Source organism: Mesorhizobium australafricanum, from assembly GCF_033977265.1.
GTDB classification, from domain to species: domain Bacteria; phylum Pseudomonadota; class Alphaproteobacteria; order Rhizobiales; family Rhizobiaceae; genus Mesorhizobium; species Mesorhizobium australafricanum.
The window spans coordinates 593584-609488 of sequence record NZ_JAVIIT010000001.1 but is presented as its reverse complement, the minus strand read 5'-3'; the positions used below and the strand labels follow the sequence as shown (position 1 = coordinate 609488).

At 64.1% G+C, this 15905-nt stretch carries 17 protein-coding genes; 7 read left to right on the top strand and 10 right to left on the bottom strand.

From position 1 onward, the window contains the following. Positions 1-105 precede the first annotated feature (105 nt). Complete coding sequence (locus RFM98_RS02995) at positions 106-1038, top strand: hypothetical protein (protein ID WP_320307425.1); 933 nt, start codon at positions 106-108, stop codon at positions 1036-1038. Positions 1039-1059: 21 nt separating this feature from the next. On the opposite strand, the gene RFM98_RS02990 is transcribed toward RFM98_RS02995, so the two are convergent. The 3 genes from RFM98_RS02990 to RFM98_RS02980 all read right to left on the bottom strand — a co-directional run bounded on the left by RFM98_RS02990 (position 1060) and on the right by RFM98_RS02980 (position 2288). Next, on the bottom strand, positions 1060-1491 hold the full coding sequence (locus RFM98_RS02990) for a hypothetical protein (protein ID WP_320307424.1): 432 nt from the start codon (positions 1489-1491) through the stop codon (positions 1060-1062). A 35-nt stretch (positions 1492-1526) separates the two neighbouring features. Beyond that, positions 1527-1922, bottom strand: coding sequence for a GFA family protein (locus tag RFM98_RS02985; RefSeq protein WP_320307423.1), 396 nt, complete (start codon positions 1920-1922; stop codon positions 1527-1529). Between the two features lie 117 nt (positions 1923-2039). Beyond that, positions 2040-2288 carry a ParB N-terminal domain-containing protein gene (locus RFM98_RS02980; protein WP_095490758.1) on the bottom strand — a complete coding sequence of 83 codons (249 nt, stop codon included), beginning with the start codon at positions 2286-2288 and terminating at the stop codon, positions 2040-2042. A gap of 150 nt (positions 2289-2438) precedes the next feature. Between RFM98_RS02980 and RFM98_RS02975 the strand changes: the two genes are divergently transcribed. The 4 genes from RFM98_RS02975 (at position 2439) to RFM98_RS02960 (ending at position 7235) form a co-directional block, all read left to right on the top strand. Beyond that, complete coding sequence (locus RFM98_RS02975; protein ID WP_320307422.1) at positions 2439-4079, top strand: N,N-dimethylformamidase beta subunit family domain-containing protein; 1641 nt, start codon at positions 2439-2441, stop codon at positions 4077-4079. 1 nt (position 4080) lies between these two features. Next, a complete protein-coding gene (locus RFM98_RS02970; RefSeq protein ID WP_320307421.1) occupies positions 4081-5463 on the top strand; it encodes an aminotransferase family protein in 1383 nt (460 codons plus the stop codon). A 228-nt stretch (positions 5464-5691) separates the two neighbouring features. Beyond that, a complete protein-coding gene (locus tag RFM98_RS02965) occupies positions 5692-6201 on the top strand; it encodes a GNAT family N-acetyltransferase (RefSeq protein WP_430682243.1) in 510 nt (169 codons plus the stop codon). 2 nt (positions 6202-6203) lie between these two features. Next, positions 6204-7235 carry a histone deacetylase family protein gene (locus tag RFM98_RS02960; RefSeq protein WP_320307419.1) on the top strand — a complete coding sequence of 344 codons (1032 nt, stop codon included), beginning with the start codon at positions 6204-6206 and terminating at the stop codon, positions 7233-7235. Here RFM98_RS02960 and RFM98_RS02955 read toward each other — a convergent pair. The 3 genes from RFM98_RS02955 to RFM98_RS02945 all read right to left on the bottom strand — a co-directional run bounded on the left by RFM98_RS02955 (position 7232) and on the right by RFM98_RS02945 (position 10276). After that, the gene (locus RFM98_RS02955) at positions 7232-8500 is read right to left on the bottom strand and encodes a cysteine desulfurase-like protein (protein WP_320307418.1); all 1269 of its coding nucleotides are present in this window, start codon (positions 8498-8500) and stop codon (positions 7232-7234) included. The genes RFM98_RS02960 and RFM98_RS02955 overlap by 4 nt on opposite strands. 54 nt (positions 8501-8554) lie before the next feature. Then, a complete protein-coding gene (locus tag RFM98_RS02950) occupies positions 8555-9622 on the bottom strand; it encodes an aldo/keto reductase (protein ID WP_320307417.1) in 1068 nt (355 codons plus the stop codon). Between the two features lie 117 nt (positions 9623-9739). Continuing rightward, positions 9740-10276, bottom strand: coding sequence for a hypothetical protein (locus tag RFM98_RS02945; RefSeq protein WP_430682242.1), 537 nt, complete (start codon positions 10274-10276; stop codon positions 9740-9742). 328 nt (positions 10277-10604) lie between these two features. On the opposite strand from RFM98_RS02945, the gene RFM98_RS02940 reads away from it, so the two are divergent. After that, positions 10605-10751 (top strand): hypothetical protein, encoded by a 147-nt coding sequence (locus tag RFM98_RS02940; RefSeq protein ID WP_320307550.1) that lies wholly within the window; start codon positions 10605-10607, stop codon positions 10749-10751. Between the two features lie 121 nt (positions 10752-10872). Here RFM98_RS02940 and RFM98_RS02935 read toward each other — a convergent pair whose 3' ends face one another. After that, positions 10873-11379, bottom strand: a complete 507-nt coding sequence (locus RFM98_RS02935) for a DUF1993 domain-containing protein (protein ID WP_320307416.1) — start codon at positions 11377-11379, stop codon at positions 10873-10875. A gap of 140 nt (positions 11380-11519) precedes the next feature. Here RFM98_RS02935 and RFM98_RS02930 point away from each other — a divergent pair, with 140 nt between their 5' ends. Further along, positions 11520-12569: a DUF1176 domain-containing protein gene (locus RFM98_RS02930; RefSeq protein ID WP_320307415.1), complete on the top strand. Its 1050-nt coding sequence runs from the start codon at positions 11520-11522 to the stop codon at positions 12567-12569. Between the two features lie 10 nt (positions 12570-12579). Here RFM98_RS02930 and RFM98_RS02925 read toward each other — a convergent pair whose 3' ends face one another. The 3 genes from RFM98_RS02925 to RFM98_RS02915 form a co-directional block, all read right to left on the bottom strand. Beyond that, a complete protein-coding gene (locus tag RFM98_RS02925) occupies positions 12580-13428 on the bottom strand; it encodes an alpha/beta hydrolase (RefSeq protein ID WP_320307545.1) in 849 nt (282 codons plus the stop codon). A gap of 156 nt (positions 13429-13584) precedes the next feature. Then, entirely contained in the window at positions 13585-15204 is a 1620-nt protein-coding gene (locus RFM98_RS02920) for an NTP transferase domain-containing protein (protein WP_320307414.1), read from the bottom strand. Then, a complete protein-coding gene (locus RFM98_RS02915) occupies positions 15201-15905 on the bottom strand; it encodes an XdhC family protein (protein WP_320213553.1) in 705 nt (234 codons plus the stop codon). The genes RFM98_RS02920 and RFM98_RS02915 overlap by 4 nt, the downstream gene beginning before the upstream one ends.

The window sequence follows — 15905 nt, the reverse complement described above, 5'->3', positions numbered from 1 at the left end:
CAACTCACGGATTTGTAAGGTGCCACTAATCCTGCTTGACAACGGTCATCTCCATATTATCATCCGCTAATCTTACACTGTAAGGTAATTCGGAGGAGCATCTCCATGTCGACCGCCGCCCTCTCGGAACTGCAGCCAGTCATGCCGCCGGAAACGCATGTTGCGGAAATCGCGATCGAGGAGGTCGCGCGTGATGTCAGCCGCGCCATCGAGCGCGCCGAAGTCGCCGCCTGGCTCGATCTTTACGAGGCGGCGCCCGCGGACTTCGCGGCGCGGCAAGGGCTGTCGATCGCGAGCGAGGGCGACCTTGTCTGGACCACCTGCACGACGATCCCGTTCATCCATTTCAACTGCGTGAAGAATATCGGCGTCGACAGCCCGGCCTCGGAGGCTCAGCTCGACGCGCTGCTCGCGCATTATCGCGACGCGGGCATCAGGCGGCCGTGGTTCTATACCAATCCACACACCGAGCCGTCGCGGCTGAGATGCTGGCTGGAAGCCCGCGGCCTGCAGCACCAGGGCGGCTGGGAGCGCATCTATCGCGACGCGACGCCGCTGCCGGACGAACCGCTTTTCCAGGGTGACCCGCTGATCCCGGTCGACGATCTGGTGGTCGAGGAGGTCACGCCCAGGACAGCTTCGGAGTGGGCTTCCTTTCTCGATGCCAAATACAGGCTTCCCACCTCGCCCTGGCTCATGGCGCTTGTCGGCCGCAAGGGTTGGCGTCATTACATGCTGAAACGCAGGGGCGCGGTCGCCGCGGTGCGCTCGCTCTTTATCGGCGCTGACGGCGCCGCCTGGAGCGGCATCGACGCGCCGGTGCCAGGCATCATGGCGCCGAGCTTCGATCTTGATGCCATGCTTGGGGAAAGACTGGTTCGCGACGGCATCGCCGCCGGCGCGAAACTGTTTGTCACCGATATCGAGGCGCCGCTCCCCGATCGCGACGGGCCGGCGTATCGCAATTACGACCGGCTCGGCTTCAAGCTCGCCTATTTACGCGATCACTACAGTTACCTGCCCGCGCATTCGAGCTGACCAATTTTCCCTGGAGCTGCCTCAGCGGTACAGCCACTGCTTCAGGCAGCTTCTTGCCACCACATGCGCGGGCGGCACCGAAGCCTGGTCGATGCGAGAATCGTCGCCAGCCCTGTCGCGAGCCTTTTCCAGAAGCAGGCGAAGCTCGGCCGGTCGCACGCGGTCGCGCGCCATCACAAGCTGGATCATCGGGTCGTTCAAAAGCTCGTCCAGGGTGTTGATGCTCTCGCTCATCCGCGCCTCCTCGGTGCCTGCCCGCATGGCGCTTAGATAGGCAGCCAAAGATGGCCCGCCAATGACGCTTTGCCGGCTATCTCGTGAATCGAAGATGAATTTTTTGTGCAGTTTTTCCTTCTCCCCTTGTGAGAGAAGGTGGATCGGCGCGTAGCACCGAGACGGATGAGGGGTGCTCCAGCGGAATGAGACGTCGGTGTCTTCTGGAACACCCCTCATCCGACCGAGCTTCGCTCGGCCACCAAGGTAAAACGCTACGCCGGCGGCGCGCTCTCATATTGCGGCAGGCCATCGTCAAACATCACCCAGGGCTGCTTCGAGGCGGTCCAGAAATGCACGTCGGGCTTGAACAGCGATGGGTCGTCGAGCGAGCCCGACGTGACGCCGAGAATGCCCCTGGAGTCACGCCGCGAGAACATCGTCGTGCCGCAGACCGGGCAGAAGCCGCGCTTGAGGTCCGGCGTGGAATTGATTGTCGCCACCGGCCCTTCGATGGTCACGTCGTCGATGCGGAAGAGCAGGCGGGCGTTGAAGGCCGCGCCGATTGCTCTCTGGCAGATCCGGCAATGGCAGACGCGTTCGTTGATCGGCTCGGCCTCGGCCCTGTAACGCACCGCGCCGCACAGGCACCCGCCCTCATATTTGGTCATCGCCGACACCTGTTTCGAGGAAATGCCGGCACGGTAGCGGCCGGCCTGACCGGGTCAATCAAAAAACATTGATGGGATGCGATCGATTGCGGTGATGCCGCGGCCCGGGCGAAGAGATCAGTGGCGCTTGGCCTGAACGAGATAGGCGTCGATCTCGGTCTCACCCAGCCATTTGGCGGCTTCGAGCCGGTGCAGCCCTTCGACCAGGATGTGGCGCTTGCCGTCGTGGCGCACCTGGATCGGCGTCTTCATGCCATTCTCGAGAATGTCCTCGGCGAGATGGCGCACGGTTTCGGGATGCAGCGTCTTGCGCCGCGCCGTCGGCACGTAGATGTCGTCGACCTTGACCTTTTGTACTCGCAGCATGTCGGCTCCCGGCGTTGAAGCGTCGCCCCACGATGAGATAATCGGTTTGCCGGATATCGCCAAGCGCAACTGCCTGCTGGTCCGATGCTTTCCATTTGACGCTCGGCCGGTCGATGGTCTCAATGACGGCCTCGTGACCTCAGGTGTTCCTTGACGCAACTGCCCACCAAATTCCCCGATTTCGGGCTGACGCCCGAACAGCGCCGCGAGGCGGTGCGTGGCCACTACTACGAATGGCCGGGCATGGACGGTTCGAGCGGCGAGATCTGGTGCTACAGCGACCGGTTTTCCTATCGTCAGGGTGAGACGGTGACGCTCTATGTGAGCTCGACGGCGCCGCAATTCAGCATCGTCGTCACCCGCGACGGAGCGGTTGAAACCAAAGTCCTCGAGAAAGGCGGCCTGTCGGCGCGCTGGCAGGACACACCCGACCAATGCTCGGTCGAAGGCTGCGGTTGGGAAGCCTCTTTCGAATTCAGCATTGGCGACGACTGGCCATCCGGCGCCTATCGCGTCACGCTCTTGGCCGATGGCCGAGACGGCAAGCTGATCCACAGCCATCACCTCTTCATCGTCTCGCCCCATCCCGGCCGCAAGCCCGGCCGGCTGCTGCAGGTCGCCGCGACCGGCACCTGGCTCGCCTACAACACCTGGGGCGGTTCCAACCATTATCAGGGCATCACCGGCCCGAACCGCGACCAGTATGCGACCATGGTGTCGACGCAGCGCCCCTGGTGCCGCGGCTTCGTTGTGCTCCCCAAGGATGCGCCGCGCGTGCCGCTGGAGGTCGCCGTGCCCCAGAAAACCGTGCCGCGCTATCCGCATATGGAATGGGCTTTCGCCACCGGACATTCGAAAAAATACGCCTCTTCCGGCTGGGCAAGCTATGACAGTCATTTCTTCCGCTTCGCCGAGCGCGACGGCTATGCAGTCGATCTCGCCAGCCAGCACGAACTGCATTTCTCGCCGGAAATCCTCGACGGCTACGACTGCGTCGTCTTCGTCGGTCATGACGAATACTGGACATGGGAGATGCGCGACGCGGTCGACGCCTATGTGACCGGCGGCGGCCATGCGGCGCGCTTCGCCGGCAATTTCATGTGGCAGACCAGGCTCGAGGACGAAGGCCGCCGCCAGGTCTGCTACAAATACCGCGCCCGCGCCGAGGACCCCGCCTATCGAGGCGGCGACGTCACCCGCGCCACCAATTCCTGGGAAGCGCCGGAGATCGGCCGTCCGGGCAGCGCAACCTTCGGCCTCAACGCGACCAGGGGCGTCTATGCCGGCTGGGGCGGCTGCGCGCCGCGCGGCGTGCGCGGCTTTCCGGTCTATCGGCCCGAGCACTGGGTCTTCGCCGGCACCGGCATCTATTATGGCGACCTGCTCGGCGCCGACAGCCATGTCTATGGCTATGAGGTCGACGGCCTTGATTTCGAGATCCGTGGCGGCCTGCCCTACCCGACCGCGACCAGCGGCGCGCCGGACGGCTTGCAGGTGCTGGCCGTCGGCATGGCGAGCCAGGTCGAGGAGAGCGCCGATATCCCGATGGAGGACCAGTTCCTCACCGACGAGGATGGCCGCTTCACCGCCGAGACTTTGTTCGGCGAGGCGAGCGACGCCAATCTCGACAAGGTCAAGCGCGGCAACGGCATGATCGTCAATTTTCCGCGCGGCAAGGGCGAAGTCTTCCATGCCGGAAGCTGCGAATGGGTCGCCGGCCTGCTAAGGCAGGACGCGATGGTCGAACGCGTGACGAAAAATGTTCTCGACCGCTATCTTGGAAAGTCCTGACATGCCGAAGTCCCAAGCCAAGCCCTCGCCCGAAATCGAAGCTCGGCCGCCGTCGCATTTGTTCTATCTCTCCAGCCTGCGCCGGCCCCTCGTCGACCGCGCCGAAGGCATCTATTTCTGGACCAAGGACGGCCGCCGCTTCATCGACGGCTCGAGTGGGCCGATGGTCGCCAATATCGGCCATTCCAACCGCAACGTGCTCGACGCCATGAAGCGGCAGATGGACAAGACCACTTTTGCCTACCGGCTGCATTTCGAGAACGAACCCGCCGAAGAGTTGGCGCGCCAGCTGGCCGGAAAACTTCCCGAGGGCATGGACCGCATCTTCTTCGTTTCCGGTGGTTCGGAAGCGACGGAATCCTGTATCAAGCTTGCCCGGCAATGGGCGGTTGCCACCGGCCAGCCCAAGCGCTGGAAGGTGATCACGCGCTTCCCCTCCTACCATGGCGGCACGCTGGGCTCGCTATCCGTCACCGGCGACGATGCGCTGGCCGAGACCTTCACACCGATGATGCGGGTGATGCCGACGGTCCCGGCACCGACGGCATGGCGCGACCGCGACAACCTTTCGATGGAACAGCGCGGCATCCGCTACGCCGACATGCTGGAGGAGAAGATTCTCGCCGAAGGGCAGGAAAGCGTGCTCGCCTTCATCATGGAGCCGATCGGGGGTGCGGCGACGGCGGCCCTTGTCGCGCCCGACAGCTACTATCCGCGCATCCGCGAGATCTGCGACCGCTACGGCATCCTTCTGATCCACGACGAGGTGATGAGCGGCGCCGGCAGGACGGGCAAATTCCTCGGCGGCGACCACTGGAACTGCAGGCCTGACATCATCGCGCTGTCGAAGGGCCTCGGTTCGGGCTACGCGCCGCTCGGCGCCCTTGCCGCGCCGATGCGCCTGGTCGAACCGCTGCTTGCGTCAGGCGGCTTCCAGCATGGCCACACCTATGCCGGCAATCCGCTGGCCTGCGCCGCCGGCCTTGCCGTCCTTGGTGAAATGGACCGGCTCGACCTCATCGCCAACGCCGCCGCCATGGGCGACGTGCTGATCGCAGAGTTGAAGGCGTTGCAAAAACGCTTCCCCTTCATCGCCGACGTGCGCGGCAAGGGCTTGCTCACCGGCAGCGAAATGGTCGCCGATCCCGAAACCCTGAAGCCCATCGACCCGGCCCGCAAGGCGACGCAGCGCCTGCTCGATCACGCTTATGCGCGCGGCCTGATCATCTATGGCCGCAAGGTCAAGGGCGGCGTCGACGGCGACAATTTCATGGTGGCGCCACCGATGATCATCACGCGCGAACAGATTGGCGAGATGATTTCCATCATCGGCGACTCGCTGGAGGCGCTGGCGCAGGAACTCGATCTGCCGGTGGAAGGATGAGGGTTGGTGGCGTTTAAGGTAAAGCCAATCTGAGATGCTTGCGCTCCGGCCCACCCCCCTCTGGCCTGCCGGCCATCTCCCCCGCAAGGGGGGAGATTGGATATCGCCTCCGCTTTCGCCAATCGCCGACATTGCAGGAACAGCGCCGTCGGCAGAACTGCTGATCTCCCCCCTTGCGGGGGAGATGTCCGGTAGGACAGAGGGGGGTGCCTGGGCGCCATGCTCCCAATGAACAAGGCCGCAACCTCCCAAACCGTCACCCTTCGCCCCGGCCGCATCGACGACGTCGAGACCATCCACGCAGCCCTGCTGCGCCTCGGCACCCACATCGGCGCGCATCAGGAAATCACCTCGACGCCCGATGACCTCCGTCGCTACGGCTTCGGTACAAACCCCGCCTTCTCGACACTGATCGCCGAGGTCGACGGCGAATTCGCCGGGCTTTGCCTGCATTTCCCGATCTTCTCCACCTGGATGGGCCGTCCAGGCGTCTATGTGCAGGATCTTTATGTCGAGGATCGCTTCCGCGGCCGCCGGATCGGCGAAAAACTGCTTCGACGCGTGGCCCAGGAGTGCCGCGCGGCGGGTGGCGTCTATCTGAGGCTGTCCGTCGATACCGACAATGAAACGGCCAGAGCCTTCTATGAGAGACTGGGCATCGCCTGGTCGAGCTCCGAGCAGGTGCAAAAGATCGTCGGCGACGCCTTCTTCGCCTTTGCCGAGACGCCGGAGGAATGACCATGAAAGCCTTCTATGCCGAGGAGCAGAAACGCCATGATCCGAGGGCCTTCCTCTCCAGCGGCGCGCCGCAGCCCAACCCGGAAAAGCCGGAGCGCATCGAAAGATTGTTAGCCGGCGCAAGATCAGCCGATTTGACAGTCGAACGGCCGAGAAATCACGGCCTTGGCCCGATCGCGGCGGTACATACGCCTGAATATCTGGACTTCCTCGAGCACATCTTCGAACGCTGGCAGCGCATCGAAGGCGCCTCGGCGGAAGTCATCCCGAACATCCACCCGATCGCCCGCAACGGCTCCTATCCCGCGTCGGCGGTCGGCCAGGCCGGCTACCACATGGCCGACACTGCCTGCCCGATCTCGGCCGAGACCTGGAACAGCGCGCTGTGGAGCGCCTGGAGCGCGGTGGAAGCCGCTGAGGCGGTAGTGGCCGGCGCGCCATCGGCCTATGCGCTCTGCCGCCCACCGGGCCACCATGCCTTCGCCGATGTCGCCGGCGGCTTCTGCTTCATCAACAATTCGGCGGTAGCGGCGCAGGCGTTGCGCAAGAACACCGCGCGCGTCGCCATCCTCGACGTCGACCTGCACCACGGCAACGGCACGCAAGGCATCTTCTATGCCCGGTCCGACGTGCTCACCGTCTCGCTGCACGCCGATCCGGTGCGTTTCTATCCGTTCTTCTGGGGCCATGCCGACGAGCGCGGCGAAGGCCCCGGCCTCGGCTACAATCTCAACCTGCCGCTGCCGCGCAAATCCGGCGACGCAGCGTTTCTCGAAGCGCTGGCGACGGCCTGCCAGCGCATCCGCGCCTTCGCGCCGGAAGCGCTGGTCGTGGCGCTCGGCCTCGACGCTTTCGAGGGCGATCCCTTCGGTGGCCTGTCGGTGACGACACCGGGCTTCTCGCGCATCGGCGAGGCGATTGCCGGGCTCGGCCTGCCGACGGTCATCGTCCAGGAAGGCGGCTATCTTTGCGATGCGCTCGGCGACAACCTCACCGCTTTCCTGACCGGTTTCGGCGGCGGGAAGACAGCTTAGGAACGTTCCTGCCTCAGCATCGCGATCACGCGGTGCACGCTTTCCAGGGTCTCCCTGATCTCGGCCGCCGTGTTGTAATGGGCAATGCCGACGCGCACGACGCCTTGCTCGGCCGGTATGCCGAGTTGGTGGACGATCTCCCACGCATAATTGTGGCCTGACCACAGGAAGATGTTTTCGGCGTTCATCTGCCGCACGATCGTTTCCGGCGCCATGCCCTCGACGGTGAAGGAAACCGTCGGCACCCGGTCGACGAGGCGCTCCGGATCAGTGATGCCGCGGATGATCAGGCCTTCGATATCGGACAGGCCTTCGATCAGTTGCCGGGCCAGCGCGCTCTCGTAGGCGATCGACACCTCGAACGCCCTGGCGATCCGCCGCCGCCGCGACCCGGCCTCGCCAGCGGCAGCGCCGAGATCGGCAAAATAGTCGATCGCCGCCGTCAGCCCAGCCATCAGCTCGATCTGCGGCGTGCCAAGTTCGAAACGCTCCGGCAGGCCGTTCGACGAGCAGCGGCATTTGTAGGGCTTGAGACCATCGATGACGTCGCGGCGCCCCCACAATATGCCAATATGCGGCCCGAAGAATTTATAGGCCGAGCAGACCAGGAAATCGCAGCCGAGCGCCTTAACGTCGATCAGCCCGTGCGGCGCGAATTGCACGGCATCGACATAGACCAGCGCTCCGGCCTGCCTGGCGATCGCCGTCAGCACCTGCACCCGGTTGATCGAGCCGGTGAGGTTCGAGGCGTAGTTCAGTGCGACCAGCCGCGTCTTTTCCGAAAGCAGCGCCTTGAGGGCCGCCTCCTCCACCTGCCAGCTCTGCTCGTCGAACGGCAGGAAGCGCACGACGAGGCCGAGATCCTCGGCGAGCTGCAGCCAGGGCGAAACATTGCCCTCATGGTCCATGCGCGTGACGATGATCTCGTCGCCGGCCTTCATCGTCCGGCCGAGCGTGCGCGACATGTGGTAGGTCAGTGTCGTCATGTTGGCGCCGATGACGATCTCCTCGACGCTTGGAGCGTTCAGGAAATCGGCCATCGCGGCATGTGCACCGTCGACCACGTGCTGCGCCGCAACCGTCGTCTCAAAGAAGCCGCCCAGATTGGCGTTGGTGTTGAGCAGGCAGCGCGATACCGCGTCCGCCACCGCCTGCGGCACCTGCGTGCCGGCGGGATTGTCGAGATAGATGCGCCGGCGGCCTTTGTCGGTCAGCGAGAGTGCCGGAAATCTGCCGCGCACGGCCTCGATCGGAAAATCTGCCATTGCCTCCATCCCCCTGTCTTTTCTCAACGATTCGTCTTCCTCAACGATCCCCGATCAGGGACACGGGTTGCCGACCCGCTGGTGGACGGCGTCGACCGCTTTCTGCATCTCTTCCGTCCAGGTGATGTCGGCCGAGGACAGCGCCATATCGAGCTGCGCGACGCTGGTCGCGCCGACGATGTTCGCGGTCACAAAGGGCCGGCTCGCCACATAGGCATTGGCGAAGAGCGCCGGCTCCATGTCGAAGGAGCGCGCCAGCTCGGTGTATTCCAGCAGCACCTCCGCCGCATTCGGCGTCTCGTAGCGCTGGCCGCGGTTGAAGAGCTGCGAGCGCGAACCCTGCGGCCGCGCGCCATGATTGTATTTGCCGGTGAGATAGCCCTGCGCCAGCGGCGAATAGGGAAGAAACGCGATCTCCTCGCGCTCGCAGACCTCGGCAAGATTCACCTCGAAGGTGCGGTTGACGAGGTTGTAGGCGTTCTGCAGCGAGGCGACGCGCGGACCGGCGCCCTTCTCGGCCTCGAATAGAAACCGCATGACGCCCCAGGAGCTTTCGTTCGAGAGCCCGAGATGGCGGATTTTGCCCGCTTTCACCAGTTCCTCGAAGACGGCGAGCGTTTCGCCAATCGGCGTCTCACCCTCGGGCGCGCCCGCGGCGTCGGCCCGGCGCGCCACCGCTCCCACGCGTGTCGGGTTCGAGCCCCACGGAATGTCCCGGTCCGGCCAGTGGATCTGATAGAGGTCGATATAGTCGGTGCCGAGCTTGGCCAGCGATTTCTCGACAGCATCGAAAATGTCGGCGCGCACCAGCTTCGACGGACGATCGCCGCGGAACCATGTGTTGGCCGTGCGGCCAACCACTTTCGAGGCAAGGATGACCTTGTCGCGGTTGGCGTTGGCCTTCATCCAGCTGCCAATGATCTTCTCGGTCCACCCTTGCGTCTCCGCCTTGGGCGGGATCGGGTAAAGCTCGGCCGTGTCGATGAAATTGACGCCGCGCGAAAATGCCAGATCCATCTGCGCATGGCCTTCGGCCTCGGTGTTCTGCTGGCCCCAGGTCATCGACCCCAGGCAGATTTGCGAAACAAGCAGATCGGTCCGACCGAGGCGGCGTTTGTGCATGGAATGTCTCCGGCGGGAGGTTTTTGCGCGGGCTGCGCGGGGAGGAAAATCAAGCATAAAGCATAGGCTGGAGGTTCTCCAAGCCCGCTGTCTTCGACTTTTGCGTGAATTTCGCCGCTAGCGGCGCGCTCCGGCCAAGGCTCGCCGCTTTGCCTCGTCGATCAGCATGTTGGCCACCTGCATGCGGATCATGGCCCGCTGACGCAGATGCGGCGCGACCCGATCCGGATGATTGGCGAAAGCGAAATTGCGGCGGATGCGGCCGAAATCGGCATTCTTGGCCGGACGGTCGAGACCGAGCTCGCCGGCGATCGCTTCGGGATCGATCGGCGGCAGCCTTTCCTCCGGCCGTCGCTCTTCGCCGGCAAGCGCCAGTTTTGCCTGGTCGAGAAGTGCTGCGAACTCGGCCGCTAGATCGGTGCCTTGCTCGCGATATTCGGCGGCGACGCTCTCCCCCGCGACCTTGATGCGGCCGGAATGCAGTTCATCGGCCACGGACAGATAGTCGAACGGAATGGATGGCCGGGCGCCCTCGTCCTCGCCTTTCTCCGAGGCGACGATCAGGTCGTCGAGCAACGAAGCGAAATCGAGCTTGTTCCCGGTGCCGATCTCAGCCTCCCTGTCGTCACGGCATGCGTTGATGCTGCCGAACATAGGACGCCCTCGTTAAAAATGACTTCTGGCGATATTAACAATTGCAGGCTTCTTGCCGACCGGAAGCATCAAATAAAAAGCCGGACCGCGTCTTCGTGCAGTCCGGCAAGGTCGCCAGGAGTGGCGAGGAAAAAGCCAGCCATGTGCCGGCACCGGTGCCTACGGTTGAGCCTGCCGAAAAGTTTCACGGAAAATCGATCGTGGCGGAAAAAAATTCGTGCGGCATGGCAGCCATGCAATTGCTGCACTGCACAATTTTAACAAATCACCTATATTCTGTTGTCGGGAGGACCAACGGGGCAACTGAGTCATGGGGTTCTTAACTGAAATGTTCGCTCGGCCAAGGCCGCAGGAACACCAGCGTTACCGCGCGGCGCTCGCGCTTTTGAACGCGATGAGCAATGGCGACCGCGCCGATATCGGCATCAAGCCGGCGGATTTTCCGCGCATCGCGCGCGAAATGTCGATCCGCTGAGGCTGCATGCATGTCACCCGAAAGTGTGCCGCGGTTTCGGGACAAGGACATGCATCGATATAAAGTTCGGCCGACAAGAGGTTTCCCGGCGCTGCCGGGAAACCCTTAAATCACTGCACCGTCAACGATTGCCCAGAAACGTCTGCTTGCCGAGCGGCACGCCGTTATGGCGCAGGATGTCGTAGGCAGTTGTGATGTGGAAATAGAAATTCGGCATCGCCAAGTGCAGCAGGTATTGCAGGCCGGGCAGCGTGGCTTCGCGTCCACCGAGCCTCACTTCGACTGTCCTGTCCGCCGATCCCTCCAGATCGGCCGCCGCAAACGATGCCAGATGATCGAGCGTCTTGGCGATTCGGGCCTGTAGCTCGGCAAAGCTCGTTTCATTGTCCTCATATTTCGGCACCTCGCGGCCGGCGAGCCGCGACGGCGCGCCCTTGGCATGGTCGGTGGCGATCTGGACCTGCCTTGTCAGCGCAAACATGTCCGGCGCCAACCGCGCCGTCAGAAACACCTGCGGATCGATCTTGCGCTCGCCGGCATTCTGCTCCGCCGCCGTCAGGACGCTGGCCAGCGCCTTCAGCCTGGCGGAAAAGACGCCCACCGAAATATCGTACATGGAAATGGTCACGGGTATCTCCCAGGCGGCCCCAGCGCCGCGAGCCTTGAGCTAGCGCCTCCCGCCACGATTCTTCAAGCCGCCCTGCCCATGGCGTCACCGCGCCGCCGCAATCGCCGTGGTAGTATTTTCGTTACCGAGCGGAGGATTCGATGAAAAGAGCCACTTTCGCAGCCACTGTCTTCTTTTCCTTGGCCGGCCTGACACAGTCTGCATTCGCGGCTGACGCGCCTTACATCGACGACAGGTCCAGCGCCGATGCGGTCATCCGCTCGCTTTACAGCGCCATCAATCGCCACGAATTCGCCCGCGCGTGGGGCTATTTCGGCGATACAAAGCCGGCAAAAGACTTCAACGCCTTCGTCAAGGGCTACGACGGCACCGACACCGTCGACGTCAAGACCGGCGCCGTATTGGACGAAGGTGCCGCCGGCAGCATCTATTACAGCGTCCCTGTCGCCATCCAGGCCACCGACAAGAAGGGCGAGGCCAAGGTTTTCGCCGGCTGCTACACGGTGCGCCAGGTCAACGCGCAGATCCAGGAGCCGACCTTCCAGCCGATCTTCATCGACAAGGGCACTCTGAAGCCGTCGACCGAGGATTTCGACAGCGCCTTACCGGCAAGCTGCGGCGACGGCCCGCCACCGCCGAAGAAGGACGAGGCGCTGGAACAGGCCAAGAAAGCCTTCCTCGCCACCTATGGCGAGCAGTGCGACAAACAGGATCCGGACGGCAAGCCGATCGGCGAACCGGCAGCTCATTCCATCCACTACAAGGACAAGGGCGCCCAACCCAACGACCCGGAGCGCGAGACGCGGCTGTTCCGCTTCTTCTGTTCGATGGCCGCCTACAACGAGACCGCAGTCTACTACATCTCTGACGACGTCAACGGCGTCACACAGTTGCAGTTCACCGAGCCGGAGCTCGACATCCGCTACGAGAACAACAACAGCGAAGGCAAGGTCGAGTCGATCCACATCATTGGTTTCAAGACGAGCGGCTGGGCGACCAACTCCGACTATGACGACAACACCAAAACCATCACCACATCCGACAAGTGGCGTGGTGTGGGGGATGCCTCCTCATCGGGAACCTATCTGTTTCGCAATGGCGACTTCTCGCTCGTCCAGTATGACGTCGATGCATCCTATGACGGCGAGCAAAATCCGCAGACGGTCATCGACTACAACAGCGCCCCGTAATTCTGGAAGGTCACGGCGCCTTCGTCAGCATCCAGTTCAGCGCGCCGCGCCAGTCGACCATGCGGATCGGCGTGCCATGCGTGCCGGTCTCGAAGCGGACAAATCGGGTCGGATATGACTTCCTGGCGAGGATCGAGCGGAAGAAAGCTTCCTGCTTCTCCACCGGGAAAACCACATCATGGCTGCCCTGACCGAAGAATACCGGCACGCGGCGATTGAAGGCGGGACTGGTCAAAAAGCTGTCGTCCCATAGCGAGCCGAGCAGCAGCAGGCCGTTGATGCGGCTGCCCGTATCCTTGCGCGCGGCAAGCTTCCAGCAGATCATCCCGCCCATCGAGCCGCAGGCCACGAAGATCTTCGCGCCTGGCGACGTCTCGGCATAATGATCGATGAGCGCCGCAACCTGCGCCGCGCCCTTGTCGCCGAAATCGGGGAAATCCGGGGAAAGATAGAGGCCGTTATTTGCGGCCATCAGGTTCTTGATGCGGTTGAAATTGCCGCCGAAGGTGAAGTCGTCGACGCCCTGCTTGCGGCTGCCGCCCTGCCCGTGCAGGTAGAGCACGATGATGGAAGCGCCTTCCGTCCTGCCGACCGCGACATGGCGGATATCGCCGGCGTCGGACTTCAGCATCAGATCCTGCTGCACCTTGCGCACGCCGGGATCCGTATATTGCGCATGCACGCGCTTTTCCGGCACCTCGTCGCGCTGGTTGATGTCGCGCGTCTCGCGATAGTCGAGGACGGTGTAGGCGCCGTTGTCGCCGGTCGACAGCGTCGCCGGATAAGCGAAGAGGTCGTCCTTGAACGATTTCAGGGACGACGTGTCGGCATTAACGGCCGAAGAGAACAAGAAAAGGATTCCTGTAAGGACAGCGCGGCACGCCCCCCTCTGGCCTGCCGGCCATCTCCCCCTCAAGCGGGGGGAGATGGCCGGCAGGCCAGAGGGGGGTAAGCGCCGACGAGACGTCAATTGGAGAGCCATAAGTCGAGGCATGCGAAATTCGGATCCGCTTTGTCAATCCTGCAGAACGCCGCCTGCCCCTTCCAGCGCCTCTCGTGTGTCGACATCGATCGAGGCGGCCTGCCCGATCTCGACATCGATGACGTCAAGCCCCTCGGCTTCGACCAGGTGGCGCGCGCCGGTATCGCCCTCGAGTTGCGCGACGGCCGCGAAGAGCGATCGCGGCAGGAGCACCGGATTGCCGCGCTTGCCCTGATGCGAGGCGCGCACCACGGCGTGACCGCCGGAGCGGCGGAACGCGTCGATCAGGCTATCGAGGTCCGTCGACGAAACGCCGGGCATATCGCCGAGCACGATCATGGCGCCGGCCGCATCGGGTGCGACCTTCGCGATGCCAGCCTTCAACGACGAGGCAAGGCCGTCGGCGAAATCGGGATTGTCCGCTACTGTCACGCTAAGACCGGCAAGCGCGGCGCGCACGCGTTCACGCTGATGGCCGGTGACGACGACGGTGCCGGCGGCCTTCGAGCCCAGCGCACGCCCGGCGGTGCGGCGCACGAGCGGCTCGCCATCGAACAGCGCCAAGAGCTTGTTCGGCCCGCCCATGCGGCTCGAACGGCCGGCGGCCAGAAGCACGATATCGACTTTCAGCGCCGACCTTGCCGGCTGCACCGCCGGCTCGCGCGGTTGCGGCCTAGTCGGGATTTCCATCAAAAGCCCGCCGACGCCCATGCCGGCAATATCGCCCGCGGTCACCTCGAGCCCGGCAATCAGGCGATCCAGCACCCAGTCGAAGCCATTCTCCTTCGGGCTGCGGGCACATCCAGGCGCGCCGACGACGCGCTTGCCGTCGAGCGTTCCCAGCACGAGCAGATTGCCGGGATCGACCGGCATGCCCGCGCGGATGACTGTACCACCCGCCCGTTCGATCGCGGCCGGCACGACATCGGCGAAATCGCTCATTGCCGACGCGCCGAAGATCACCACCATGTCATTGTCGCGCGCCAGCGCGGTTGCGGCCGCCGCGACCGGCGCCACCTCATGCGGCGTGCGCCGTTCGGCCGTCAGCCGGCCGCCGGAGCGGGCCAGTCGCGCCTCGGTGACGCGCAGGGTCTTGTCGAGCACGCTCGGCTTGACGCCGGGAAGCACCGTCTGGATGACGCCGACATTGATGGGGCGATAGGCGTTGACGGCAAATATCTCGCGGCCGGCGCAGACCTTCACCACCGCATCGACCAGTCTTGCGGCGACGGCAAAGGGGATGATCTTCACCGTCGCCACCATCTGGCCCTTCTCGACCGGCGCGTGCTGCGCCAGCGTCGCGATGGTGATGGCCGGATCGACGGCATTGATGGCGTCGATCATCCCGGCGTCGACGGTAAAAACGCCTGCTGCCCCTGCGTGCAGGTTGACCCGCCCGGTCGCGGCCGGCTTGACCTCGATGTTGCGGTGGCTCATCGCGGCGGCGATCTTGGCGGCAGCGGCATCCTCGCCGAGATCGTCCACGGCAAGAACCGCCGCGACGACTTCGCCGACACCTGCCGCCTTGAGCGCCGCGACATCGTCGCCGCTCAGCCGGTGCGCCTTGCGGAAGCGTTTTTCACCAGCGGCGGCGGTTGCATGCGCCAGCACCGCCCCTTCCGCCTCATCGATCGGAACCGGCCCGAATTTCACGCCACGGCGCCCTTTGCTTCGAGACCGCGCGAGCGGAAAGCATGGATGGTCTGCGCAAGGACGGCGACTGCGATCTCAGCCGGACTGGCAGCGCCGATATCGAGACCGATCGGCGCATGGATGCGGGCGATCTGGTCGGCGCCGGCGCCGAGCGCCAGCAGGCGTTCGACACGCTTGGCGTGGGTCTTGCGGCTGCCGAGCGCCCCGACATAGAAGCATCGGGCGTCGAGCGCCGCCTTCAGCGCGAAATCGTCGATCTTGGGATCGTGGGTGACGGCCGCAAGCGCGGTGTAGCTGTCGAGCGGCGCGCGCTTCAGCACATCCTCCGGCCATTCGGCATGCAGCGCGACGTCGGGAAAGCGTTCCGGGGTGGCGAAGGCGGTGCGCGGATCGATGATCTCGACGGGATAGCCGGCGATCCTGGCCATCGGCGCCAGCGCCTGGCTGATATGCACGGCGCCGATTACCACGAGGCGCGGACGCGGCAGATGCGCATTGAGAAAGAAGCTCCGCCCTTCCGCCTCCACCGACCTCGAATTGCCGGTGCGGAACGCGCTGGCGATTGCCGCCCCGAGATCGCCCGCAACATGGTCGCCCTCGCGCACGATACGGTCGCGGCCGTCGCCGAGGTCAGTGACCAGCACCGCGGCGCGGCGGGCGCGGCGTTCTTCGTTCAGTGTCTTTAGAACATACGGATCCAC

What these genes read in the sequence shown, in the direction of transcription:
- RFM98_RS02985 (WP_320307423.1), bottom strand. Translation starts at nt 1,922, where the DNA reads ATGACCAAATATGAGGGCGGGTGCCTGTGCGGCGCGGTGCGTTACAGG.
- RFM98_RS02950 (WP_320307417.1), bottom strand. Translation starts at nt 9,622, where the DNA reads ATGCACAAACGCCGCCTCGGTCGGACCGATCTGCTTGTTTCGCAAATC.
- RFM98_RS02955 (WP_320307418.1), bottom strand. Translation starts at nt 8,500, where the DNA reads ATGGCAGATTTTCCGATCGAGGCCGTGCGCGGCAGATTTCCGGCACTC.
- RFM98_RS02945 (WP_430682242.1), bottom strand. Translation starts at nt 10,276, where the DNA reads ATGTTCGGCAGCATCAACGCATGCCGTGACGACAGGGAGGCTGAGATC.
- RFM98_RS02940 (WP_320307550.1), top strand. Translation starts at nt 10,605, where the DNA reads ATGTTCGCTCGGCCAAGGCCGCAGGAACACCAGCGTTACCGCGCGGCG.
- RFM98_RS02930 (WP_320307415.1), top strand. Translation starts at nt 11,520, where the DNA reads ATGAAAAGAGCCACTTTCGCAGCCACTGTCTTCTTTTCCTTGGCCGGC.
- RFM98_RS02965 (WP_430682243.1), top strand. Translation starts at nt 5,692, where the DNA reads ATGAACAAGGCCGCAACCTCCCAAACCGTCACCCTTCGCCCCGGCCGC.
- RFM98_RS02990 (WP_320307424.1), bottom strand. Translation starts at nt 1,491, where the DNA reads ATGAGGGGTGTTCCAGAAGACACCGACGTCTCATTCCGCTGGAGCACC.
- RFM98_RS02960 (WP_320307419.1), top strand. Translation starts at nt 6,204, where the DNA reads ATGAAAGCCTTCTATGCCGAGGAGCAGAAACGCCATGATCCGAGGGCC.
- RFM98_RS02995 (WP_320307425.1), top strand. Translation starts at nt 106, where the DNA reads ATGTCGACCGCCGCCCTCTCGGAACTGCAGCCAGTCATGCCGCCGGAA.
- RFM98_RS02980 (WP_095490758.1), bottom strand. Translation starts at nt 2,288, where the DNA reads ATGCTGCGAGTACAAAAGGTCAAGGTCGACGACATCTACGTGCCGACG.
- RFM98_RS02970 (WP_320307421.1), top strand. Translation starts at nt 4,081, where the DNA reads ATGCCGAAGTCCCAAGCCAAGCCCTCGCCCGAAATCGAAGCTCGGCCG.